This is a genomic window from Kitasatospora sp. NPDC058243 (assembly GCF_042882025.1).
Lineage (GTDB): Bacteria > Actinomycetota > Actinomycetes > Streptomycetales > Streptomycetaceae > Kitasatospora.
Window position 1 is genome coordinate 62016 of sequence record NZ_JBHVWW010000035.1, and the last position, 24320, is coordinate 86335.

A 24320-nucleotide genomic window follows, 5' to 3' on the forward strand; every position below is an offset into this window, starting at 1 on the left:
CATGAGGACCCTCTGCTCCTCGACCCTGATCGGCGAGGCTCTCCTGGCCATGTTCGCCGCGCTGGTCGCGATGCAGCTGTCGAGCGTCTCCACGGCCACGATCTGGATCGTCACCGGGATCGTCATGGCGCTGTGCATCGCGCTCTGCGGCATGATCAACCGCCCTGGGGCGGTGGCCGTCGGCTGGGCGCTGCAGATCGGCCTGATCGCCAGCGGCTTCATCCTGCCGACCATGTTCGGCCTCGGTGTGGTCTTCGCCGGCCTGTGGTGGTGCTCGGTGCACTACGGCCGCAAGGTGGACGAGTTCAAGGCCGCCCGGGCCGCCGCCGAGGCGGCCGCCGTACCGGTCTAGGGCCCGGACCGGCGGGCCGACACGCCGCACACGCAAGGTAATCTCTGCCGTGTCGGCTCCCGCCCGTCGGCCCGACTGCCTTGCCGTACCGAATCCCCAGGAGACGCACCGTGTCCCAGCGCACTCTCGTCCTGCTCAAGCCCGACGCCGTCCAGCGTGGCCTGGCCGGCGAGATCATCAGCCGCATCGAGCGCAAGGCCGGCTGGCGGCTCACCGCCGTCGAGCTGCGCACCTTCGACCGGGCGACGCTGGAGCAGCACTACGCGGAGCACGTCGGCCGCCCGTTCTACGAGCCGCTGCTGGAGTTCATGACCTCCGGTCCGTCGATCGCCCTGATCGTCGAGGGCGAGGAGGTCGTCCGCGGCATCCGGATGCTGGCCGGTGCGACCAACCCGCTGGAGGCCGGGGCCGGCACCATCCGCGGCGACTACGCGACGATCACCCGCGAGAACCTGATCCACGCCTCGGACTCCCCGGAGTCGGCCGAGCGCGAGATCAAGATCTTCTTCCCGGCGCACGCCTGAGTCCAGCCGGGCGACACGCCCGAGGGACCTTGGCACTGCCCCGGTCGGGACCATTGGCCCGGCCGGGGCACTTTTATCGTGAAATAAGCAACCAGAGGTGCCGACACGGCGTCCCAATGCCCGGAGAAGCGAACACGCTCCGGACAATGGACGGTATGCCCCGCATCGACGTCCGTGCCGCGCCGCGTGACTACGATGGACGCGACTCAAGGGCCCGGTAAGGCAGCTCAGCTGGCTCCGCCCGAGCGTGGGCGCGCTCTCGTCCAACCCCCCTATGAACTCCGAGCCCGGGAAGGCAACCACACCCCATGGCGAGCAACCTGTCGTTCATCGGCCGCGACTTGGCGATCGACCTTGGAACTGCCAACACGCTGGTGTACGTCAGGGGCAAGGGGATCGTCCTCAACGAGCCGTCCGTCGTCGCGGTGAACACCAACACCGGCGGCATCCTGGCGGTCGGTGCCGAGGCGAAGAAGATGATCGGCCGGACGCCGGGCAACATCGTCGCCATCCGCCCGCTCAAGGACGGCGTGATCGCCGACTTCGAGATCACCGAGCGGATGCTCCGCTACTTCATCCTCAAGATCCACCGCCGCCGCTACCTCGCCCGCCCCCGGGTCGTGGTCTGCGTGCCCTCCGGCATCACCGGAGTCGAGCGCCGCGCCGTGATCGAGGCCTCCTCGCAGGCCGGCGCCCGCCAGGTGCACATCATCGAGGAGCCGATGGCCGCCGCCATCGGCGCCGGGCTGCCCGTCCACGAGGCCACCGGCAACATGGTCGTCGACATCGGCGGCGGCACCACCGAGGTCGCGGTCATCTCCCTCGGCGGCATCGTCACCGCCCAGTCCATCCGGGTCGCCGGCGACGAGCTGGACAACGCGATCGTCCAGCACATCAAGAAGGAGTACTCGCTGCTCCTCGGCGAGCGCAGCGCCGAGCAGATCAAGATGAGCATCGGCAGCGCCTTCGGCCTGGAGGGCGAGAAGGACGAGCACGCCGAGATCCGCGGCCGCGACCTGGTCAGCGGCCTGCCCAAGACCGTGGTCATCTCCGCCGCCGAGGTCCGCGAGGCCATCGACGAGCCGGTCAACTCGATCATCGACGCCGTGAAGACCACCCTCGACCAGTGCCCGCCCGAGCTGGCCGGCGACGTGATGGACCGCGGCATCGTGCTCACCGGCGGCGGCGCCCTGCTGCGCGGCCTCGACGAGCGGCTGCGCCGCGAGACCGGCATGCCGATCCACATCGCCGAGAACCCGCTCGACTCGGTCGCGCTCGGCTCCGGCAAGTGCGTCGAGGAGTTCGAGGCGCTCCAGCAGGTACTGGACGCCTCCCCGCGCCGTTAGCACCACCGAGACATCCGACACTCAACTGAACGGGCTGCCGCCCGGGCCCCACAGCCCGGGCGGCCGACCAGGTACGAAGGGGCAGTACCAGCACCGTGAGGGACACACGAGAGAGCCGGCTGCTGCTCATCCTGCTGGTGGCCGTCGCCTTCGCACTCGTCACCGTGGACATCAAGGGCGGTGAGAGCTCCCCCCTCGGCGGTGCCCGACACGCCGCCGCCAGCGTCCTCGGCCCGGTCGAGCGCGGCGCCGCCACCGTCGTCGACCCGGTCGCCGACACCGTCCGGGCCTTCCGCGACGCCGCCTCCAACAACGGCCGCACCGACGAGCTCGCCCGCGAGAACACCGAACTGCGGCAGAAGCTCGCCTCCTCCGACATGGCCACCGGGCGCACCAAGCAGCTCGACGACCTGCTGCGCACCGCCGGCGCCGGCGGCTACACCGTCAAGGCCGCCCAGGTCATCGCGATCGGCCCCGCCCAGGGCTTCTCCTGGACCATCACCATCGACGCCGGCAGCGACGACGGCCTCACCCGCGACATGACGGTGATCAACGGTCAGGGCCTGGTCGGCCGGATCACCACCGTCGCCCCGACCACCGCCACCGTGCTGCTCGCCTCCGACCCCGGCTTCTCGGCCGGCACCCGGCTGGAGGCCTCCGGCGAGATCGGCTTCGCCTCCGGCGGCGGCACCAGCCCGATGAAGGTCTCGCTGCTCAACGGCAAGGCCCAGGTCAAGGCCGGCGACCGGCTGGTCACCTTCGGCTCGCAGAGCGGCCGCCCGTTCGTGCCCGGCGTGCCGGTCGGCAAGGTCGTCGAGGTCGAGGCCACCCCGGGCCAGCTGACCAAGACCATCCTGGTCGAGCCCTTCGTCCAGTTCACCCGGCTGGACCTGGTCGGCGTGGTGGTCGTGCCGCCGCGCGCCGACCCGCGCGACGCCGTCCTGCCGCCGGCCCCCGCCCAGACCCCGGCCGCCCCGGCCCAGACCCCGGCCGCGCCCGCCGCCCCGCCCGCCAAGCCCACTGGGGGGAACTGAGCCATGCGCCTCGCCCGCATCCCCGTCTCCGCCGGCCTGATCCTGCTCGGCCTGATCCTCCAGGTCAGCGTCTTCGGACGGCTCCAGCTCCCGGGGGCCACCCCGGACATACTGCTGCTCGTCGTGGTCGGCCTGGCCATGGTCTACGGGCCGTCCGGCGGCTGCGTGGTCGGCTTCTCGGCCGGCCTGCTGGCCGACCTCGCGCCGCCCTCCGACCACGCGATCGGCCGCTACGCGCTGGTGCTCTGCCTGATGGGCTACGCCGCCGGGCTGCTGCGCCCGGACCACGGCCGCCAGCGGTCGGTGTCCAGCGCGCTGATGGTGGTGGCCGCCGCGGCGGTCGCCTCCACCCTGCTGTACGCGATGGTCGGCGCCCTGGTCGGCGACACCGCGGCCCGGCACGTCGGCCTCGGCGGCCTGGTGGTCAGCGCCCTGCTGTACGACGTGCTGCTGGCGCCGTTCGTGGTGCCGCTGGTGATGCTGGTCGGCCGCCGCTTCGGGCGCGACCCGGTGACCGCGGCCACCGATGACGACCAGGGCGGCTCCGGCCTGGGCACGCTGGCCCGCTACCGCACCACGCGCGAGGCCTCGTCCGGCCCGTCCTACAAGAAGCGGCGCATGCCCGGCTTCGTCCGGCGCCCGTAACCGGCCCGGCCCCCGACCTCCCGACTTCCCGCATCCTGGAGCGCACGAGACGTGAGCAACATCCCCGAGACCGGCCGTACCCGGCGGGTGACGATCCGTCTGGTGGTGCTGCAGATCCTGGTCCTGTCGCTGCTCGCCACCCTCGGCGGACGGCTGTGGTACCTGCAGATCCGCAACGCCAGCGTCTACACCGCCAAGGCGACCGGCAACCACATCCGCGAGGTGGTCGAACCGGCCGTCCGCGGCGAGATCCTGGACGCCTCCGGGCGGATCCTGGCCGGCAACGAGGCCCGGCTGGTGGTCTCGGTCAGCCGCACCTCGCTGCTGCAGCAGAAGGACGGCGGCAAGGCGGTGCTCGGCCGGCTGGCCGAGGTGCTGGGGATGCCCGCCAAGGACGTGCAGGAGAAGACCCGGCTCTGCGACGCCAAGACCCCGCAGCCCTGCTGGAACGGCTCGCCCTACCAGCCGATCCCGGTCACCAAGGAGGCGACCACCCAGCAGGCGATGCAGATAATGGAGCGCCGCGAGGACTTCCCCGGGGTCACCGCGCAGCCCACCGCCGTGCGCCGCTACACCGGCGCCGAGGGCGCCAACATGGCGCAGGTGCTCGGCTACCTCTCGCCGGTCACCGACGAGGAGGTCAGCAAGACCGCCTCCAAGGCCGGCCTGGACCGCTACCTGCCGGCCGACCAGATCGGTCGGGCCGGCCTGGAGTCGGTGTACGACCGCGACCTGCGCGGCACCGCCGGCATCACCCAGCTGGAGGTGGACAACCTCGGCCGGGTGATCGGCACCGCCGGCACCGCCGCCCCGCAGACCGGCAACAACCTGGTCACCAGCATCGACGCCCGGGTGCAGAAGGTGGTCGAGGACAACCTGGCGCAGGCCATGGCCGACGCCCGGAAGACCTTCGACAAGGTCACCAACCGCAACTACGAGGCCGACTCCGGCGCCGCCGTGGTGATGGACGTCCACACCGGCCGGATCGTCGCGATGTCCAGTGCGCCGACCTACGACCCCAACCTCTGGGTGGGCGGCATCACCGGCAAGGACTACCAGTCGCTGACCAGCAAGGACTCCAACTTCCCGCTGCTGAACCGGGCCATACAGGGTCAGTCCGCCCCCGGCTCGACCTTCAAGGTCGTCTCCACCACCGCCGCCGTCGAGGCCGGCTACTCGCTGGACGGGACGTACGCGTGCCCGAAGAGCATGACCATCGGCGGCCGCGAGTTCAAGAACTTCGAGAGCGAGAACTTCGGCTCCATCTCCCTGGAGAAGGCGCTGGAGGTCTCCTGCGACACCGTCTTCTACGGCCTGGCGTACGACCAGTGGATGAAGGACGGCGGCATCAAGCCGAAGAAGGAGCCGGGCGACTGGTTCTTCAAGACCGCCCACCAGTTCGGCCTCGGCGCCAAGACCGGCATCGACCTGCCCAGCGAGGTCACCGGCCGGGTGCCGGACCGGCAGTGGAAGCAGTCCTTCTACGACAACAACAAGGACGCCTGGTGCGCGCAGGCGCAGAAGGGCGGCACCAGCTTCTCCGACCAGATCGCCAAGGAGAACTGCGTCGACGGCTACCAGATGCGCGCCGGTGACGCCGTCAACTTCGCGATCGGCCAGGGCGACACGCTCGTCACCCCGGTCCAGATGGCCCGGATCTACTCGGCCCTGGCCAACGGCGGCACCTTCTACCGGCCGACCGTCGCCAAGGCGGTGATAAGCCCGAGCGGGGACCTCGTCCGCGAGATCGCCCCGCACGAGGACGGCAAGTTCCCCGGCTCCCAGAAGCTGCTGAGCTACATCGACCAGGCCACCGCGGGCGTCATCACCGGCGGTACCGCCGCCTGGAAGTTCTCCGGCGCCGGCTGGCCGCAGAACAAGATCGAGCTGCACGCCAAGACCGGCACCGCCGAGGTCGAGGGCAAGCAGACCACCTCCTGGCTGACCACGTACAGCAAGGACTACGCGGTCGTCATGACGATAAGCCAGGGCGGCACCGGCTCCGGCGGCTCCGGCGACGCGGTTCGCCGGATCTACCAGGCGCTGTACGGCGTCGACGACAAGGGCAACATCGACAACGGCAAGGCGCTGCTGCCCGCGCCGCAGGCCGAACTGCCGAAGTTCAACCCGGACGGCACCGCGATCATCAAGCCGGCGGCCTACACCGTCGACACCGCCGACACCGTCGGCCCGGCGCCGGCCTTCCTGGAACAGGTGCCGGGCGAACCCGCCCCGGCCTCGGCCTTCCTGGACCCGGCGCAGCCGAACGACCGGCCCGCCCCGGGCACCGCGGCCGACGCCGCACTCGAACCGAACCGCGGCCCGGGAAGGGGGCGGGCATGACCTCCTACGGCTCCTACCGGCAACTGCGGCTGAGCCCGCAGCGCAGCGGGGTCTCCAAGGCCCTGGCCAAGGACTCCCCGCTGTGGCGGCTGGACTGGATACTGCTGCTCGCCGCGCTGGCCCTGTCGCTCGGCAGCTCCCTGCTGGTCTGGTCGGCCACCCGCGGCCGGGACTCGCTCACCCACGGCGACCCGCAGTACTTCCTGTACCGGCACCTGACCAACCTGGTCGTCGGGCTGGTGCTGTGCTCGGTGGTGATAGGGATAGGGAGCCGGCGCTTCCGCACCCTCGTGCCGTTCCTGTACATCGGCGTGATCCTGATGCTGCTCGCCACGCTCAGCCCGCTGGGCTCGACCATCAACGGCGCGCACTCCTGGATCCAGCTGGGCGGCGGCTTCTCCATCCAGCCCGCAGAGTTCGCGAAGCTCGGGATCGTGCTGGCGATGGCGGTCGTGCTGTCCGACCAGGTGGACGCGGGGGAGCGGGAGTACCCCTCGCACCGGGCGGTGTTCCGCGGCCTGGTCTGGGCCTTCCTGCCGATGTGCGTCGTGCTGCTGATGCCGGACGCCGGCTCGGTGATGGTGATGGCCGCGATCGTGCTGGGCATCCTGCTCGGCTCGGGGGCGGCCAACCGCTGGGTGCTCGGGCTGCTGGTGGCGGGCACCGGTGGGTGCGTGGCGATCTGGAAGCTCGGGGTGCTGAGCAAGTACCAGATCGACCGCTTCGCGGCCTTCGCCAACCCGCAGCTGGACCCCTCCGGCGTCGGCTACAACACCGCGCAGGCCCGGATCGCGATCGGCTCGGGCGGGCTGACCGGCAAGGGGCTGTTCCACGGGACGCAGACCACCGGGCAGTTCGTGCCGGAGCAGCAGACCGACTTCGTGTTCACGGTGGCCGGTGAGGAACTGGGCTTCGTCGGGGCGCTGGCGATCATCCTGCTGGTCGGCGTGGTGCTGTGGCGGGCCTGCCGGATCGCCCGGCAGGCGACCGACCTGTACGGGACGATCGTGGCCGCGGGGATCATCGCCTGGTTCTCCTTCCAGGCCTTCGAGAACATCGGGATGTGCCTGGGCATCATGCCGGTGGCGGGCATCCCGCTGCCGTTCGTCTCCTACGGGGGGTCGTCGATGTTCGCGGTCTGGATCGCGATCGGGCTGCTCCAGGCGGTCCGCAGCCAGCGGCCGATAGCGGCCTGAGCGGACTGTCCGTCCACGCGTTCGTCGGTCGAGGGCCGGCCCGGGAATTTCTCGGGTCGGCCCTTGGTGTTTTTCAACTGGGCTCTGTGAGTGGGTAGTTGTTGCCCGGTTGCGGCGGGCCGTGGCCCCGGTCAGAGCAGGCAGTCGGCGGCGGTGAGCGCCGCGCGGACCTGGTGGGCCAGCTGCTCCTGGACCGGCACCCAGCGGGCACCGAAGCGGTGGTGCAGCTGACCCAGGCTCTCGGTGACGATGTCGCGGGCCCGGCCCCGGGCCGCCGCCACGGTCGGACCGCCGCTGTCCGCCAGCAGCCGCAGCACCGTCGACGCCACCCGCAGCGGGATCCGGGCCGCGACGATCCCGGCGGTGGTCACCCGGGACACCGTGAGCGGCTCGGCGCACCAGCGGGCCAGCCACTCCTGGGCCACCGACGGGCAGAACTCCAGGGTGAACCCGGCCGCGCGCACCAGTGCGCCGTGCGCCGCCCGGGTGTGCGCGGGCACGTGGGCCAGCAGCCCGGAGAGCTCCTCGGCGCGCTCGCGCAGCGTCCGGGCCGCGGCGCCGACCGCCCGGTCCGCCGTCGGGTGCGGACGGCGGTCGCCGACCGCGTCCACGGCCCACATCGGCACCTCCAGCACGGCCGTCACCCCGCCGTGGCGGCCGGCGTACGACCAGGTGGACAGCTCCGGCTCGTCCGGCAGCGCCCGTGACCGGCCGGCGCCGTCCGCCGAGGGCATCAGATAGGTGCCGGGGAAGGGGCTGGCCCAGCCGACCGCGTCGAAGGGGTCGACGTCCAGCGGGATGCCGGCCCGGCGCACCGAGGCGGCGAAGAGTTCGGGCAGCCCGGGCACCGGAGCGGTCAGCTGGATGAAGGCGCCGCCGAAGTCCACCCCGTGCATCGAGCACTGCAGGAACGGGCGCAGCTCGTCGATCAGGCCGGTCAGCGCCAGGCTCTCCGGCATCGGGGGCCGGCCCGCGTCGGCGGCCGGCAGCAGTTCGGGCTGCTCCTCGAACGAGGGGCGGAAGAAGTGCTCGTAGTGCCGGCGCATGGTGAGCGGCCCGTCCAGCCAGCCCGCGTTGAGCGCGGCGCCGTCCGGGTCCAGGCAGAGCAGCAGGTGCCAGGACAGGCCGGGCCGGGTGGGGCGCGCCAGCAGCACCTCGGCCAGCCGCAGGGCGCCGGCCGTGCCGATCGGCTCGTTGGGGTGCGGGCCGCCGACGACCAGCACCGTGCGCGGGCCCCGGTCGACGGACAGCAGCAGCAGCGGGCGCCCGGCCCGCGAGCGGCCCACCTCGCGCAGCCGGCACCGCTCCGGGTGGCGCAGCGCGAGCCGCCGGGCCGCGGCCTCGGCCTGGGCCGGCGCGGGGTAGCGGGCCGCCCGGCTGCCGAGGGGCCGGGGCGGGCGGACCCGCCGGTCGGTGTCGGTCATGGCTCTCCTAGGGCGTGTCCCCTGGGGTGTGTTCGCGCGGCCGCCCGGCTCGTCGGGCCGCCGGGGCGCGCGGGGGCGCCGGCGGACGCGGCCTGCGGGGCCGGGGGCGGGGCCCTGCGCGCCGGGGACGGGTCGCCGGGGGGAGTCGGCGAGGGTTGAGCGTACGGCCCAACTCCCTTGTCCGGAAGGGGTGCAGAGGTCTCTGGCGGGGCCCTGTCAGTACCGCATGGGTGGTCCGGGCATGTCAACGGCGGACGGTGCCGGGCGGCGGGTGCGCACTGCGCGTGCCGGGGCGGGCCGGACCGGGGCGGCCGCGCCGGAGCGCGGGCGGGTGCCCGGCCCGGGCGGGGGGTGAGCCAGCGGGCCTTTCCCCGGATTGGGCTACCCTTGAGGGTCACCCCTCCCCGCCGTCGCCTGCCGATGCGCGCGGCACCGAATCACGTCGTAAGGGTTCCTAGTACATGACTGTCGAATCGGTCTTCCCACGCCTGGAGGCCCTCCTCCCGCACGTCCAGAAGCCGATCCAGTACGTCGGCGGCGAGCTCAACTCGACCGTCAAGGACTGGGACGCCTGCGACGTCCACTGGGCGCTGATGTACCCCGACGCCTACGAGGTCGGCCTGCCCAACCAGGGCGTCATGATCCTCTACGAGGTGCTCAACGAGCGCGAGGGCGTGCTCGCCGAGCGCACCTACAGCGTCTGGCCGGACCTCGAAGCGCTGATGCGCGAGCACGACGTCCCGCAGTTCACCGTGGACGCGCACCGCCCGGTGAAGGCCTTCGACGTGTTCGGCCTGTCGTTCTCCACCGAGCTCGGCTACACCAACATGCTGACCGCGCTCGACCTGGCCGGCATCCCGCTGGAGGCCAAGGACCGCACCGACGAGGACCCGATCGTCCTGGCCGGCGGCCACGCCGCGTTCAACCCCGAGCCGATCGCGGACTTCATCGACTGTGCGGTGGTCGGCGACGGCGAGCAGGCCGTGCTCGACATCACCGAGCTCGTCCGCGGCTGGAAGGCCGAGGGCCGCCCGGGCGGACGCGACGAGCTGCTGCTGCGCCTCGCCCGTACCGGCGGGGTGTACGTGCCGAAGTTCTACGACGTGGAGTACCTGGCCGACGGCCGGATCGGCCGCGTCGTGCCGAACGCCCCGGGCGTGCCGTGGCGGGTGTCCAAGCACACCGTGATGGACCTCGACGAGTGGCCCTACCCGAAGCAGCCGCTCGTCCCGCTCGCGGAGACCGTGCACGAGCGGATGTCCGTGGAGATCTTCCGCGGCTGCACCCGCGGCTGCCGCTTCTGCCAGGCCGGCATGATCACGCGCCCCGTGCGGGAGCGAAGCATCACCGGCATCGGCGAGATGGTGGAGCGCGGGCTGAAGGCGACCGGTTTCGAGGAGGTCGGCCTGCTGTCGCTGTCCAGCGCCGACCACACCGAGATCGGGGACATCGCCAAGGGCCTGGCCGACCGCTACAGCGACGACAAGATCGGCCTGTCGCTGCCGTCCACCCGCGTCGACGCCTTCAACATCGACCTCGCCAACGAGCTGTCGCGCAACGGCCGTCGCTCGGGCCTCACCTTCGCCCCCGAGGGCGGCAGCGAGCGCATGCGCAAGGTGATCAACAAGATGGTGTCGGAGGAGGACCTGATCCGCACCGTCGCCACCGCCTACGGCAACGGCTGGCGCCAGGTGAAGCTGTACTTCATGTGCGGCCTGCCCACCGAGACCGACGAGGACGTGCTCCAGATCGGCGCGATGGCGAAGAACGTCATCCAGAAGGGCCGCGAGGTCACCGGCCAGAACGACATCCGCTGCACCGTCTCCATCGGCGGGTTCGTGCCCAAGCCGCACACCCCGTTCCAGTGGGCCCCGCAGCTGTCCGCCGAGGCCACCGACGCCCGGCTGGCCAAGCTGCGCGACTCGATCCGCGGCGACCGCAAGTACGGCAAGAACATCGGCTACCGCTACCACGACGGCAAGCCCGGCATCGTCGAGGGCCTGCTGTCCCGCGGCGACCGCCGCATCGGCGCCGTCATCCGCGCCGTCTACGAGGACGGCGGTCGCTTCGACGGCTGGCGCGAGCACTTCTCCTACGACCGCTGGATGGCCTCCGCCGAGAAGGGCCTGGCCGGCACCGGCGTCGACGTCGACTGGTACACCACCCGCGAGCGCACCTACGAGGAGGTGCTGCCCTGGGACCACCTGGACAGCGGCCTCGACAAGGACTGGCTGTGGGAGGACTGGCAGGACGCCCTGGAGGAGGTCGAGGTCGACGACTGCCGTTGGACCCCGTGCTTCGACTGCGGCGTGTGCCCGCAGATGGACCTCAAGATCCAGATCGGTCCCACCGGGAAGAAGCTGCTGCCGCTGGCCGTGGTCAACGGGGCTGCCCCGCAGGGCTAGTTGACGGCGCGGGTGGTACGGATGGCGCGGATCGGGCGGGTCCGGGCCGCGTGACGTGCTCGAAGTGACGGATGGAGCCCTCCCCGGGAATCGGGGAGGGCTCCATGCGTTCGCCGGGCGGACGGCGGCCGGGGGCGTCGGGGTGCGGCTGACCAGGGGCGGGACGAGGGGGGTGGCGGGGCGCGTACCCTTTGAGGTGACAGAGTCCGGACAGCGGCGGCAGCCGTCGCGCCGGACGGGGACAACTGACTAAGGACTGAGCGACCCTGGCACGCCGTACGCCCGACGGTCCTCCGCCCGCGCCGACGGTGCAGCGGATCCGTCTCCGCTACACCAAGCGCGGCCGGCTCCGCTTCACCAGCCACCGCGACTTCCAGCGCGCTTTCGAGCGCGCCCTGCGCCGGTCCTCCGTGCCGATGGCCTATTCGGCCGGCTTCACCCCGCACCCGAAGGTGTCCTACGCCAACGCGGCCCCGACCGGGGTGGCGAGCGAGGCGGAGTACCTGGAGATCGGCCTGGCCGCCCTCCGTGACCCGGAGGAACTGCGGGCACAGCTGGACGAGTCGCTGCCGACCGGACTGGACGTGATCGACGCGGTCGAGGTCCGGACGCCGAACTTCGTGGAGCGCCTGGAGGCCTCCGAGTGGCTGGTCCGGCTGGACGGCGTCGAGCCGCAGGAGGCCGCCCGCGCGGTCGCGGTGTTCCTCGCCGCCGAGCGGGTCGAGGTCGAACGCGTGACCAAGAACGGCGTGCGGGTCTTCGACGCGCGCGGTCCGGTGGCGGCGCTCGAGATCGCCGCGCCGCAGGTCGTCGACGGTGCGGACACGGCGGCCGAAGCGGACCGCGATGTTCGGACCGGCCGTCCCTGTGCGATACTGCGCCTGGTAGTACGACACGCCACACCAGCCGTACGACCCGACGACGTATTGTCCGGTCTCCGTGTGACGGCCGACCTGGCGCCGCCGGTCCCCGCAGAGGTGACCAGGCTGGCGCAGGGGCCGCTCGACGAGGAGTCCGGCACGGTGACCGACCCGCTGGCGCTCGACCGCGCCGCGGCCCCGGCCGGCTGACAGCCGCCGGGGTGCGCGGGGCCGCGTCCGCCTGACGGGCGGAGGCCGGGTCCAGTGCCTCACTGGGCCCGACGGTCCTCCAGGTTCCCGCGGCTCCCCAGGGGAGCGAGCGTCGTCGCAGCACAGGCCGGCCACCTGAGGCCCGCCGACCAGGACGGTCGGTGGGCCCGGGAACCCCGTCCGGGAGCCACCCGGGGTTGGGGAACGGCGCAGCTTGGGAAAACCTCAGAAGACTGGTCAGACCAGAAGACTTTCGACACCCCGCCGTGCGGCGGGGCGCCGAGCGAGACTACGAGCCCCTGTGCGGCCTCGCGTCCGCGCGGCGGCACCGTGAAAGGGTCCGGCCCGAGCATCCTCGCGATGCCGGCCGGCCACGGGTGCCGTGCCGTGCCCGGATGTGGAGCCCGGGGGCCTGACGGGAGATCCACCCGCATGCTCGATAACACCGATCCGCAGCAGAACGCGGCGACGGAACAGAACGAGACCGCCCCGACCGGCGGCGAAGGCACCTCCGCGGCGCCGCCGCGCCGCCGTCGCCGTGCGGTGTCCCGCCCGGCGGGCACCCCGCAGGGTGCGGCCGCCGAGACGGCCGAGACGGTCGTCCAGGCCGAGGCACCCGCCGCCGAGGCGCAGGCCGCACCGGCCGCCGAGCCGGTGGCCGAGAAGCCGGTCCGGGCCCGCCGGACCCGCAAGCGCGCCGAGGCTCCGGCCGGGACGCCGGAGGCGACCCCGGTCGTGGTCACCGAGCCGGCCGCCGCCGAGGCGCCCGCCGCCGAGAAGACGGCGAAGACGAGCGCGAAGGCGACCGCGAAGCCGGTCGAGAAGGCCACTGAGCCGGCCGCCGAGAAGGACGAGAAGGCGGAGAAGCCCGCCCGGGCCCGCCGCACCCGCAAGCGCGCCGAGGCGCCCGCCGGGGCGCCGGCCGCCGCCGAGACCCCGGCCGAGGAGCCCGCTGCCGCCGCCCCGGTGGCCGAGGCCCCCGCCGCCGAGCCGGCTGCCGAGGAGGCCCCCGCCGCTCCGGCCCGCCGGGCCCGTCGCCGCCGCGTGGTCGAGGCCGCGCCGGTCGTCGAGACCCCGGTCGAGGAGCCCGCCGCCGCGGAGGAGCCCGTCGAGGAGGAGCCGGTCGAGGAGGCCGTGGCCGTCCAGCCCGCGCCGGCCGCCGAGCCGACCCACCGGGTGCGCCGCCGTGCGGTCCGCCCGTCCACCGCGATCTTCCAGGCTCCGGTGTTCCAGGAGCCCGCCGCCGCCCCGGCCGCCGCCCCGGCTCCCGCCCCGGCTCCCGCCGTGCAGCCGCAGGCGCAGCAGCAGCCCGCCGCCGCCCCGGCGCCGGTCGAGGCCCCGGCCGCCGCGCAGCGCGAGGAGGACGAGTTCGAGTACAGCGGCGTCGGCCGCCGCCGCCGGGTGCGCACCTCGGTGCGGGTGCAGCCGCCGAGCCGTTCGAAGGCCGCCGAGCGGAAGGCCGCCGAGCGGGCCGAGCGGGCGGAGAAGGCCGAGAAGGCCAAGGCCGTCGAGAGGGCGAAGGCCGCCGAGAAGGCGAAGCCGGTCGAGCGGGTCGTCGAGGTGCCGGTCGAGGCGCCCGTCGTCGAGGCCCCCGTCGCCGGTCCGGAGACCGAGGGCGAGTGGGAGGACGACCGTCCGTCGCGCCGTCGCCGTCGGGGCGGCCGCCGTCGTCGCCGTGGCGAGGCCGAGGAGTTCGAGGCCGAGGCCGTCGAGACCGGGCAGTCCGTCGTCGAGGAGCCGGCCGCGGACGTCGAGGAGGACGTCGAGGACGACGACGACCTGGCCGCCGGCCTGTCCTCGTCCCGCCGTCGTCGCCGTCGTCGCCGCCGCAGCGGTGAGGCCGGTGCCGTCGAGACCGCCGAGACCACCGAGGACGGGGTCCGCACGGTGGTGAAGGTGCGCGAGCCGCGCCGCCGTTCCACCGAGCCGTCCTTCGACCCGGACGAGGTGCAGTCCATCAAGGGCTCGACCCGTCTGGAGGCGAAGAAGCAGCGCCGCCGCGAGGGCCGCGAGCTGGGCCGCCGCCGGGTGCCGATCATCACCGAGGCCGAGTTCCTGGCCCGCCGCGAGTCGGTCGAGCGCGTCATGGTGGTGCGCCAGAACGGCCAGCGGACCCAGATCGGCGTCCTCGAGGACGGCGTGCTGGTCGAGCACTACGTCAACAAGGAGCAGGCCACCTCGTACGTCGGCAACGTCTACCTGGGCAAGGTCCAGAACGTGCTGCCGTCGATGGAGGCCGCCTTCGTCGACATCGGCAAGGGCCGCAACGCCGTGCTGTACGCCGGCGAGGTCAACTTCGGTGCGCTGGGCCACGGTGGCCCGCGCCGGATCGAGTCGGTGCTGAAGTCCGGCCAGTCCGTGCTGGTGCAGGTCTCCAAGGACCCGATCGGCCACAAGGGCGCCCGCCTGACCAGCCAGATCTCGCTGCCCGGCCGCTACCTGGTCTACGTGCCCGAGGGCTCGATGACCGGCATCTCGCGCAAGCTCCCCGAGAACGAGCGCGCCCGCCTGAAGCAGATCCTCAAGAAGATCGTCCCGGACGACGCGGGCGTCATCGTGCGCACCGCCGCCGAGGGCGCCTCCGAGGAGGAGCTGACCCGCGACGTCCAGCGGCTGCAGCAGCAGTGGGAGGACATCCAGAAGAAGGCCGCGACCGGCAACGCCCCCGCGCTGCTGTACGGCGAGCCGGACATGACCGTCCGGGTCGTCCGCGACATCTTCAACGAGGACTTCACCAAGGTCATCGTCTCCGGCGACGAGGCGTGGAGCACCATCCACGACTACGTCTCCAACGTGGCCCCGGACCTCGCCGGGCGGCTCCAGCGGTGGACCTCCGAGGTGGACGTGTTCGCCACCTACCGGATCGACGAGCAGCTGATGAAGGCGCTGGACCGCAAGGTCTGGCTGCCCAGCGGCGGTTCGCTGGTGATCGACCGCACCGAGGCGATGGTCGTCATCGACGTCAACACCGGGAAGTTCGTCGGCCAGGGCGGCAACCTGGAGGAGACGGTCACCCGCAACAACATCGAGGCGGCCGAGGAGATCGTGCGCCAGCTGCGGCTGCGCGACCTCGGCGGCATCATCGTGATCGACTTCATCGACATGGTGCTGGAGTCCAACCGGGACCTGGTGCTGCGCCGCCTGCTGGAGTGCCTGGGCCGGGACCGGACCAAGCACCAGGTGGCCGAGGTCACCTCGCTGGGCCTGGTCCAGATGACCCGCAAGCGGGTCGGTCAGGGCCTGCTGGAGTCCTTCTCCGAGCCGTGCGTGCACTGCAACGGCCGCGGCGTGATCGTTCACATGGAGCAGCCGAGCGCCCACGTCCACACCCCGGCCGTGTCGGCCGAGGCGGCCGCGGGCAGCAGCAAGCGCCGTCGCCGGGGCAAGGGCGGGGCGGCCGCCGAGGAGCCGCAGGCCGTCGAGGCCGCGGTGGCCGAGGTGGTCGTCGAGGGCGAGCCGGTGCGCGAGGAGATCGAGGGCCAGCTGGCCCTGGAGGTCCCGGGCGTCGAGGCGGAGGCCGTCGAGGAGGCCCCGGCCGCCCAGCCGGACCTGGTCGAGATCCCCGCCGCCGCGGCGGCTCCGGCCGGCCGCACCCGCCGCCGCGCGGTCCGCAAGGCGACGGCTCCGGCCGGGGCGCCGGGCGAGGCCGAGATCGTGGTGCTCCAGGCGCGGGCCGACGCGGCGCTGGAGGCGGCCCTGGAGGCTGCCACCCCGGCCGCCCCGGCCGTGGTGACCCCCGAGGCCGTCGAGGCCGTGGAGGCCGTCGTCGAGGCGCCCGCGGAGGAGACCCCGGCCGTCGAGACCGCGGAGGCCGTCGTCGAGGCCCCGGCGGAGGAGGCCCCGGCCGCCGAGGCCGAGGCCGAGGAGCCGTCCGCGGAGGAGGCTCCGGCGCCCAAGAAGCGGGCCGCCCGCAAGACCGCCGCGAAGAAGACCGCCGCCAAGAAGACGACCACGGCGGCCAAGAAGACCACCGCCCGCAAGACCGCGACCAAGCGGACGAGCGCGGCGGCCAAGAAGGCGGCGGCCGCCGAAGGTGATACGGCGGCCGAGTAGTGCCCACGCGCCCGGGGCGGGACCCTTCCCGCCCCGGGCCGTACGGGCCGGTTTGCCCCCCGGGCGGCCGGTCCGTATTCTTGACCCTCGGCGTGTCTACGCCACACGCTCCCGAGCACATCACCTTCCCGAAGCGCCGCGTTCGCGCGGCAGCGGGCGGGGAGAGGCCCCTGTGTCCGTACCCAGGCGGCTGGCGTCGGGAGTTCCGACCGAGTAAGGAAAGCAGGTACCGCATGTACGCGATCGTTCGCGCAGGCGGCCGCCAGCACAAGGTCGCCGTCGGCGACGTGCTGGAGATCGACCGTATCGAGGCCAAGCCGGGTGACTCGGTCGAGCTCTCGACCATCCTGATCGTCGACGGCGAAGCCGTCACGTCCGACCCGTGGGTCCTGGCCGGTGTGAAGACCCACGCCGAGGTCGTCGACCAGACCAAGGGTGACAAGATCATCATCCTGCGCTACAAGAACAAGACCGGCTACCGCCGTCGCCAGGGTCACCGTCAGAAGCACACCGCGGTGCGCATCACCAGCATCGACTCGGTCAGCAAGTAAGGGGATAGCGAGATATGGCACACAAGAAGGGCGCAAGCTCTACCCGTAACGGCCGTGACTCGAACGCCCAGCGCCTCGGCGTGAAGCGCTTCGGTGGCCAGGTCGTCTCCGCCGGCGAGATCCTCGTGCGCCAGCGCGGCACCCACTTCCACCCGGGTGCGGGCGTCGGTCGCGGTGGCGACGACACCCTGTTCGCGCTGACCGCCGGTGCCGTGCAGTTCGGCACCCGCCGCGGCCGCAAGGTCGTCAACATCGTGGCCGTCGAGGCCTGAGTCACACCAGACTCACAGTGAAGGGTGGGCCGGAATGTTCCGGTCCACCCTTCATGCTTTACGCAGGTAGCAGCAGACTTTCGCACACTGGAGGCACACCATGACCACCTTCGTGGACCGCGTCGAACTTCACGTCGCCGCGGGTAACGGGGGCCACGGCTGCGCCTCCGTGCACCGGGAGAAGTTCAAGCCGCTCGGCGGCCCCGACGGCGGCAACGGCGGCGAGGGCGGCAGCGTCATCCTCACCGTCGACGCGCAGGTCACCACCCTGCTGGAGTACCACCACTCGCCCAAGCGCAAGGCCACCAACGGCAAGCCCGGCGCGGGCGGCCACCGCACCGGCGCGGACGGCGGCGACCTCGTCCTGCTGGTGCCGGACGGCACCGTGGTGCTGGACCGCAACGGCGAGGTGCTGGCCGACCTGGTCGGGCACGGCACCAGCTTCGTCGCCGCCCAGGGCGGCCGCGGCGGCCTCGGCAACTCCGCGCTGTCCTCGGCCCGCCGCAAGGCGCCCGGTTTCGCGCTGCTCGGCGAGCCCGGCGAGGCCCGCGACATCGTGATGGAGCTCAAGTCCGTCGCCGACGTGGCCCTGGTGGGCTACCCGAGCGCCGGCAAGTCCTCGCTGATCTCGGTGCTCTCGGCGGCCAAGCCGAAGATCGCGGACTACCCGTTCACCACCCTGATCCCCAACCTCGGCGTGGTCACCGCCGGCGACACCGTGTACACCATCGCCGACGTGCCCGGCCTGATCCCCGGCGCCAGCCAGGGCCGCGGCCTGGGCCTGGAGTTCCTGCGGCACGTCGAGCGCTGCTCGGTGCTGGTGCACGTGCTGGACTGCGCCACCCTGGAGCCCGGCCGCGACCCGCTGACCGACCTGGAGACCATCGAGGCCGAACTGGCCGAGTACGGCGGTCTGGAGGAGCGCCCGCGCCTGGTCGCGCTCAACAAGGTGGACGTGCCGGACGGCCAGGACATCGCCGACCTCACCCGGGAGTCCCTGGAGGAGCGCGGCTACCAGGTGTTCGAGGTCTCCGCCGCCTCCCGCAAGGGCCTGCGCGAGCTGAACTTCGCGCTGGCGCAGATCGTCGCCGAGGCGCGCGCCGCCAAGCCGGTCGAGGAGTCGACCCGGATCGTGCTGCGGCCCAAGGCCGTGGACGACGAGGGCTTCACCATCACCGAGGAGGACGGCGCCTACCGCATCCGCGGCACCAAGCCGGAGCGCTGGGTCCGCCAGACCGACTTCTCCAACGACGAGGCCGTCGGCTACCTCGCCGACCGGCTGGCCCGCCTCGGCGTCGAGGACAAGCTGTGGAAGGTCGGGGCGCACGAGGGCGACACCGTCATCATCGGCCCGGACGAGAACGCCGTCGTCTTCGACTGGGAGCCGACCATGGCCGCCGGCGCCGAGATGCTCGGCCGCCGCGGTGAGGACCACCGCCTGGAGAGCCCGCGCCCGGCGGTCGACCGCCGCCGCGAGAAGCAGAAGGGCCGGGACGCGGCCGAGGCCGAGTTCCTCGCCTTCGAGGCGCTCTCCAGCACCCGCCCGGCCGCCATCGACGAGGGCGACGACGAGGAGTGACCCGGCCGGCCGGGACGCGTCCTGAGCCGGCCCGGGCGAACGGCCCCCACCACCCTCCGGGGCGGTGGGGGCCGTTCGCGTGTCCGGCCCCCGTCCGGAACTGACGGAGCGTCACTTCGCTCGGGAGGCCCGGGGCTTCAGCGGGTCGGCCGGGCCGTGCCGGCCGTCCGGACCGGCGGCCCGGCCGTGGCGGCGCCGGTCCAGCCGGTGAAACACCCTGCGGGCGACCTGCGCGGATCGCGTAGATTTCGGGGGTGACGGCCGGGCCCGGCCCGCCGCACCCGCACCACACCGGAAGGGCGTACAGCGAGATGAGCGAGGACTCACTGCGCGAGGAGGTGCTGACCGCCCGGCGGATCGTCGTCAAGGTCGGCTCCTCCTCCCTCACCACGGCGGCCGGCGGCCTGGACGCCGACCGGGTCGACGCCCTGGTGGACGCCCTGGCCAAGGTGCGCAGCCGCCCGGACGCGCCAGAGGTCGTCCTCGTCTCCTCCGGCGCCATCGCCGCCGGCCTGGCCCCGCTCGGCCTGGACCAGCGGCCCAAGGACCTGGCCCGCCAGCAGGCCGCCGCCAGCGTCGGCCAGGGCCTGCTGGTCGCCCGCTACACCGCCTCCTTCGCCCGGTACGGCATCCGGGTCGGCCAGGTGCTGCTCACCGCCGAGGACGCCAGCCGGCGCGCCCACTACCGCAACGCCTACCGCACCCTCGACCAGCTGCTGGCGATGGGCGCGATGCCGATCGTCAACGAGAACGACACCGTCGCCACCGCCGAAATCAAGTTCGGGGACAACGACCGGCTGGCCGCGCTGGTCGCCCACCTGGTCCGGGCCGACCTGCTCGTGCTGCTCTCCGACGTGGACGGCCTCTACGACGGCGACCCGGCCCGGCCCGGCACCAGCCGGATCGACCAGGTGAGCGGCCCGCACGACCTCGACGGCGTCGAGATCGGCAGCGCGGGCAAGGCCGGCGTCGGCACCGGCGGCATGGTCACCAAGGTCGAGGCGGCCCGGATCGCCACCGGCGCGGGCATCCCGGTGGTGCTCACCGCCGCCAGCCAGGCCGCCGACGCGCTGGCCGGACGGCGCACCGGCACCCTGTTCCTGCGCACCGGCAGCCGCACCTCCGACCGGATGCTCTGGCTGGCCCACGCGAGCAGCCCGCGCGGCGCCCTGCACCTCGACGCGGGCGCCGTCACGGCCGTCGTCTCCGGCGGCGCCTCGCTGCTGCCCGCCGGGGTCACCAAGGTGGACGGGGAGTTCACGGCGGGTGATCCGGTGGACCTTCTTGCCGAAAACGGCCACATCGTGGCTCGCGGACTGGTCAACTTTGATGCGAGGGAGTTGCCCCGCCTGCTCGGCCGGTCCACCCGCGACCTGGCCCAGGAGTTCGGCGCCGCGTACGAGCGTGAGGTCGTCCACCGCGACGACCTGGTCGTTCTGCGCGGCTGACCGGCCGGTGTGCCGGTACCGGCCGATCGGTTGAGCGCGGTCGGCGGGCCGCTCCGTACGGGGAGTGGCCCGGCCGCGGGCGAGGAGCGGTGCAGCCGTACCGGTCGGCCGCGGGCCGGCGGGTCCGGTGCGGGGGACGACACGACATCGCCGAACAGGAGGCCGCCGGTGGAACGCAGAAGCGAGGCAACGCTGACCGCAGGGACGGCGGGCCGGCGGCTGACCAGCATCGACGGCGGACGCGGGGACGGACCCGCCGAGCCGGCCGGTCCGCCGCCGCAGGGGCCCGGCGGGACGCGCAGGCCGCGGTCGCAGCACGCGGACCCGGGGGAGCCGCCCACCGTGCCCGAGCAGGCCAGGCTCTGGCACGTGGTGCTGAGCGTGTCCGGGCAGGTCACCCCGCTGTCCTCGCTGCGCGTCTCGTTGGAGCGGCTGGCGTACGACCACTCGTTCTTCCTCACCGCCCGCTACGCCGCCGACCATGCCGAGATCCGGTACTGGGAGCAGGCCCGGGACCTGCACGACGCGGCGGCGATCGCGCTGCGGCTGTGGGGCGAGCACAAGGTCACCGCGAACCTGCCGCCGTGGGAGATCGTCGGCCTGGAGGTGGTCGACCGGGCGACGTACCACAAGCGGGTGGCGGAGGGCTTCGGCGATCCGCCGCCGCACCTGGGCGGGGTGCACCCGTACTGAGGGGGGCGAGCCGCAGGGGAGAACCGTCTCGCCGGGCCGTCCCGCCAGGCGAAATGGCCGCTCGGCGGGCCCTGCGCAGTCGCTACCCTTGGCGCATGACCAGCGACCTCGCCACCGCCGACAGCCCCGTCCTCGCCGTAGCGCGCCGAGCCCGGGAGGCCGCCGCCGCGCTCGCCCCGCTGCCGCGCAAGGCGAAGGACGCCGCGCTGCTGGCGATCGCGGACGCCCTGGTGGCCCGCAGCGCCGAGATCACCGCCGCCAACGCCGAGGACGTGGCCCGGGCCCGCGCGGCCGGCACCGCCGAGTCGGTGATCGACCGGCTGAGCCTCGACCACGAGCGGATCGCCGCGATCGCCTCCGACGTGCGCGACGTCGTCGGCCTGCCCGACCCGGTCGGCGAGGTGCTGCGCGGCTACACCCTGCCCAACGGCCTGGACGTGCGCCAGGTGCGGGTGCCGCTCGGCGTGGTCGGCATCATCTACGAGGCCCGGCCGAACGTCACGGTGGACGCCGCCGCGCTCTGCCTCAAGTCCGGCAACGCCGTGCTGCTGCGCGGCTCGGCCTCCGCCTACCGCTCCAACACCGCGCTGGTCGCCGTCCTGCGGGACGCGGTCGCCGCGGCCGGGCTGCCCGCCGACGCCGTCCAGCTCGTCCCGGGCGAGAGCCGGGACTCCGTCCAGGAGCTGATGCGCGCCCGCGGCCTGGTCGACGTGCTGATCCCGCGCGGCGGGGCCTCGCTGATCCGCACGGTGGTCGAGGGCTCGACCGTGCCGGTGATCGAGACCGGCACCGGCAACTGCCACGTCTACGTGGACGCGCAGACCGACCTGGCGATGGCCGTCGGCATCCTGCTGAACTCCAAGGCGCAGCGGGTCAGCGTCTGCAACGCGGCCGAGACGCTGCTCGTCCACCAGGACGTCGCGGACGCCTTCCTGCCGCTCGCGCTGGCCGCCCTCGCCGAGGCCGGGGTGACCGTGCACGGCGACGACGCGGTGCTCAAGGCCGCCGAGGGCGGCGCCGCCACCGTGGTGCCCGCCACCGACGAGGACTGGGGCGCCGAGTACCTGTCCTACGACCTGGCCGCGGCCGTGGTGCCCTCGCTGGACGCCGCCGTCGAGCACATCCGCCGCTGGTCCTCCGGCCACACCGAGGCGATCGTCACCACCTCGCAGGCCGCCGCCCGGCGCTTCACCCGGTTGGTCGACTCGACCACGGTGGCCGTCAACGCCTCCACCCGCTTCACCGACGGCGCCGAGTTCGGCTTCGGCGCGGAGATCGGCATCTCCACCCAGAAGCTGCACGCCCGCGGCCCGATGGGCCTGCCCGAGCTGACCAGCACCAAGTACATCGTCACTGGTGACGGGCACGTGCGCGGCGAGGCGACGCAGACCGTGGGCGGGGACGCGGACGTGCGCTGAGCGCGGCCCGCGCGGCGGGCCGGCCGGGCCCCGGGGCGGTCGGCAGCGGCCCGCGTCACACGTGTGACGGACCAACTGCGATGAGCCACAGACAAATCGGCCGCCCGGTAATACGCTGAATCCGTGGCTGACGATGTGGGGGGCTCGCCGTACCCCGACGGCGCCGACCACGGTGGTGCGGACGACGAGTTCGCCACCGTGGTCTTCGATGAGGCCTTCGTCCGGTCCGCCGCCGTGCACGAGCCGACGGCCAAGGAGCGGCAGCTCGCCGCCGCCGAGGCCCGGTTCGAGCCGGACACCGCGGGCCCGGTCTGGGGCTATGACGTCACCGCAGGGGACGGGCTGCCGCTGGAGCTGCGCCCGCACCCGAGCGGACTGGACGACGACCACCTGTACCCCGATCCCTGGTCGGGCCCCGGCCGGGCGACCGGCCGCCCGGGCCGGCGCCGACGCGGCTACGACCCGGGGCGCGGTCGCGGGCGGTACGTGGCCCAGCAGCGCTGGCACCGGCCGGTGGCCTGGGTGCTCGCCGTGATCATGGGCGTGAGCCTGGTGGCCGTCGCGGTCGCGGCGATCTACCAGGGCGTGGGCGGCTCCTCCGGCGCGCCCCGGCGTCCGGAGTCCGGCAGCAGCAGCCTCGGGACCGACCCGAGGCCCGCGCCGGCCGAGCCGTCGCTCGTGGTCACGGCACCTGCGGGGTGACGTCGTAGGGCGTGGCGCAGGGGTGGTGCGCGCCGGGGCGGGCGGTTGCGGGGCGTTCCCGGGAATCTGCGGTCGCACCCTCGTGGAGGGGCGAGGGCGCGCCTTACCCTGGTGTCATGGGTGACCCGCGAGAGCCTCCTGAGGGTGCGCCCGACGGTGGTTCCGGCAATGAGGACGAGTTCCGGTCCGTCGTCTTCGACGAGTCCTTCGTCCGGGCTGCCCGGATCCAGGAGCTGTCCGCCCGGGAGCGGCTGGCCGGGTCCTTCGGCCGGGCCACCCGCCCGCGGGTGCGGTTCGGCCCGCTGGGCAGCGTGCCGCGGCAGGCGCTCGCCCTGCTGCTGCTCGTGCTGCTGGCCTTCGGGGCCGCGGTGTACTTCGGGGTCAGCTCGCCGAACCGGATTTCGGCCCGCCCCGAGGGCAGCCAACTGACCGTCAGCCTGGTCGCGTTGAGCCCGGCCTCGGTGGTCCGGCCGGTCGCCGACCCGGCCAACCCGTTCGCCGCGCTGCCGGTCGGGTACAGCGACGGGGCGATCGGACTGGGCACCCCGACCGGGGCCGCCACCGAGCACTTCAGCCGGGTCGAGGTGACCAAGGCGCTCGACACCGTCCAGCGCTACCTGGTGGCCTCCTCGCTGGCCCCGGCCACCCTCGTCCAGGGCGCGACCGCCGATGTGCGGGCCTTCGTCACCCCCGGGGAGCAGGCCCAGTTCGACACCAGCGTGACCCAGTCGGTCGACGACCGGCACCACGCGCTGACCGGCTGGCTGGTGCGTTTCGACCCGGCGCAGGTCGCGCTGGCCGCCGACACCGTGAAGGTGACCGGCGCGATGCGGATCGACGAGGCCGACGGCGGCACGCTGCAGATCACCACCGACCACACCTTCGTCTACGCGCTGAAGCCGGCCGGAGCCGCGGCCGGTGCGCCCGTCACCCTGGAGACCGTCCGGCGGCAGCTGACCTTCCAGTTCGACCGGGTCGACCTGGCCTCGGCCCAGCTGCGGCTGGTGGACTCGGTGATCCAGGCCGGGCCGGAGCCCTGCACCACCTCGATGGCCGGCTTCCTCCAGCCGGTGCTGGCCACCCCGCAGGGCACCCAGGTCCCGCCGCCGGCGCCGATCGATCCGGGCAACCACGCGCAGCCGGCCTGGCAGGTGTGCGGGGTGCTGGCGCCCTAGTGTCCTGAGTCTGGAATTCGCTTCAGATATCCGGCGAGGCGTTCGAGGATCTCGTCGGCGGTCTTGGTCCAGACGTAGGGCTTCGGGTCG

At 73.3% G+C, this 24320-nt stretch carries 19 protein-coding genes; 18 read left to right on the forward strand and 1 reads right to left on the reverse strand.

The annotated features are described in order from the left end of the window. Position 1 precedes the first annotated feature (1 nt). From ACFVX9_RS22870 to rodA, 7 genes are all read left to right on the forward strand, one after another. The gene (locus tag ACFVX9_RS22870) at positions 2-352 is read left to right on the forward strand and encodes a DUF4233 domain-containing protein (protein ID WP_063347563.1); all 351 of its coding nucleotides are present in this window, start codon (positions 2-4) and stop codon (positions 350-352) included. 110 nt (positions 353-462) lie between these two features. After that, the gene (gene ndk / locus ACFVX9_RS22875; protein WP_063347562.1) at positions 463-876 is read left to right on the forward strand and encodes a nucleoside-diphosphate kinase; all 414 of its coding nucleotides are present in this window, start codon (positions 463-465) and stop codon (positions 874-876) included. Positions 877-1196: 320 nt separating this feature from the next. Continuing rightward, positions 1197-2222 (forward strand): rod shape-determining protein, encoded by a 1026-nt coding sequence (locus tag ACFVX9_RS22880; RefSeq protein WP_031076009.1) that lies wholly within the window; start codon positions 1197-1199, stop codon positions 2220-2222. A gap of 95 nt (positions 2223-2317) precedes the next feature. Next, complete coding sequence (gene mreC / locus ACFVX9_RS22885) at positions 2318-3256, forward strand: rod shape-determining protein MreC (RefSeq protein WP_380371253.1); 939 nt, start codon at positions 2318-2320, stop codon at positions 3254-3256. 3 nt (positions 3257-3259) lie between these two features. Then, positions 3260-3901, forward strand: coding sequence for a rod shape-determining protein MreD (mreD, locus tag ACFVX9_RS22890; RefSeq protein WP_063347560.1), 642 nt, complete (start codon positions 3260-3262; stop codon positions 3899-3901). 51 nt (positions 3902-3952) lie between these two features. After that, the gene (mrdA, locus tag ACFVX9_RS22895; RefSeq protein ID WP_380485317.1) at positions 3953-6244 is read left to right on the forward strand and encodes a penicillin-binding protein 2; all 2292 of its coding nucleotides are present in this window, start codon (positions 3953-3955) and stop codon (positions 6242-6244) included. Continuing rightward, the gene (gene rodA, locus ACFVX9_RS22900; protein ID WP_063347559.1) at positions 6241-7440 is read left to right on the forward strand and encodes a rod shape-determining protein RodA; all 1200 of its coding nucleotides are present in this window, start codon (positions 6241-6243) and stop codon (positions 7438-7440) included. The genes mrdA and rodA overlap by 4 nt, the downstream gene beginning before the upstream one ends. Positions 7441-7571: 131 nt before the next feature. Here rodA and ACFVX9_RS22905 read toward each other — a convergent pair whose 3' ends face one another. After that, positions 7572-8864 (reverse strand): M14 family zinc carboxypeptidase, encoded by a 1293-nt coding sequence (locus tag ACFVX9_RS22905; RefSeq protein ID WP_387983198.1) that lies wholly within the window; start codon positions 8862-8864, stop codon positions 7572-7574. A gap of 461 nt (positions 8865-9325) precedes the next feature. Between ACFVX9_RS22905 and ACFVX9_RS22910 the strand changes: the two genes are divergently transcribed. The 11 genes from ACFVX9_RS22910 to ACFVX9_RS22960 all read left to right on the forward strand — a co-directional run bounded on the left by ACFVX9_RS22910 (position 9326) and on the right by ACFVX9_RS22960 (position 24230). Beyond that, positions 9326-11269, forward strand: coding sequence for a TIGR03960 family B12-binding radical SAM protein (locus ACFVX9_RS22910; RefSeq protein ID WP_063347557.1), 1944 nt, complete (start codon positions 9326-9328; stop codon positions 11267-11269). A 308-nt stretch (positions 11270-11577) separates the two neighbouring features. Beyond that, positions 11578-12339 (forward strand): TIGR03936 family radical SAM-associated protein, encoded by a 762-nt coding sequence (locus ACFVX9_RS22915; RefSeq protein WP_063347556.1) that lies wholly within the window; start codon positions 11578-11580, stop codon positions 12337-12339. Positions 12340-12771: 432 nt separating this feature from the next. After that, positions 12772-16392, forward strand: a complete 3621-nt coding sequence (locus tag ACFVX9_RS22920) for a ribonuclease E/G (RefSeq protein ID WP_387983200.1) — start codon at positions 12772-12774, stop codon at positions 16390-16392. Positions 16393-16625: 233 nt separating this feature from the next. Continuing rightward, on the forward strand, positions 16626-16943 hold the full coding sequence (rplU, locus tag ACFVX9_RS22925; RefSeq protein WP_063347554.1) for a 50S ribosomal protein L21: 318 nt from the start codon (positions 16626-16628) through the stop codon (positions 16941-16943). A gap of 14 nt (positions 16944-16957) precedes the next feature. Continuing rightward, positions 16958-17215: a 50S ribosomal protein L27 gene (gene rpmA / locus ACFVX9_RS22930; protein ID WP_030309712.1), complete on the forward strand. Its 258-nt coding sequence runs from the start codon at positions 16958-16960 to the stop codon at positions 17213-17215. Between the two features lie 100 nt (positions 17216-17315). Beyond that, the gene (obgE, locus tag ACFVX9_RS22935; RefSeq protein WP_063347553.1) at positions 17316-18794 is read left to right on the forward strand and encodes a GTPase ObgE; all 1479 of its coding nucleotides are present in this window, start codon (positions 17316-17318) and stop codon (positions 18792-18794) included. Between the two features lie 311 nt (positions 18795-19105). Continuing rightward, positions 19106-20242, forward strand: a complete 1137-nt coding sequence (gene proB, locus ACFVX9_RS22940) for a glutamate 5-kinase (protein ID WP_063347552.1) — start codon at positions 19106-19108, stop codon at positions 20240-20242. A gap of 168 nt (positions 20243-20410) precedes the next feature. Further along, the gene (locus tag ACFVX9_RS22945; protein ID WP_363369892.1) at positions 20411-20935 is read left to right on the forward strand and encodes a hypothetical protein; all 525 of its coding nucleotides are present in this window, start codon (positions 20411-20413) and stop codon (positions 20933-20935) included. A gap of 95 nt (positions 20936-21030) precedes the next feature. Then, positions 21031-22353: a glutamate-5-semialdehyde dehydrogenase gene (locus ACFVX9_RS22950; protein ID WP_380371269.1), complete on the forward strand. Its 1323-nt coding sequence runs from the start codon at positions 21031-21033 to the stop codon at positions 22351-22353. A gap of 123 nt (positions 22354-22476) precedes the next feature. Next, a complete protein-coding gene (locus ACFVX9_RS22955; protein WP_387983203.1) occupies positions 22477-23055 on the forward strand; it encodes a hypothetical protein in 579 nt (192 codons plus the stop codon). 116 nt (positions 23056-23171) lie between these two features. Further along, positions 23172-24230, forward strand: coding sequence for a hypothetical protein (locus ACFVX9_RS22960; protein ID WP_063347548.1), 1059 nt, complete (start codon positions 23172-23174; stop codon positions 24228-24230). The last annotated feature ends 90 nt before the right edge of the window (positions 24231-24320 follow it).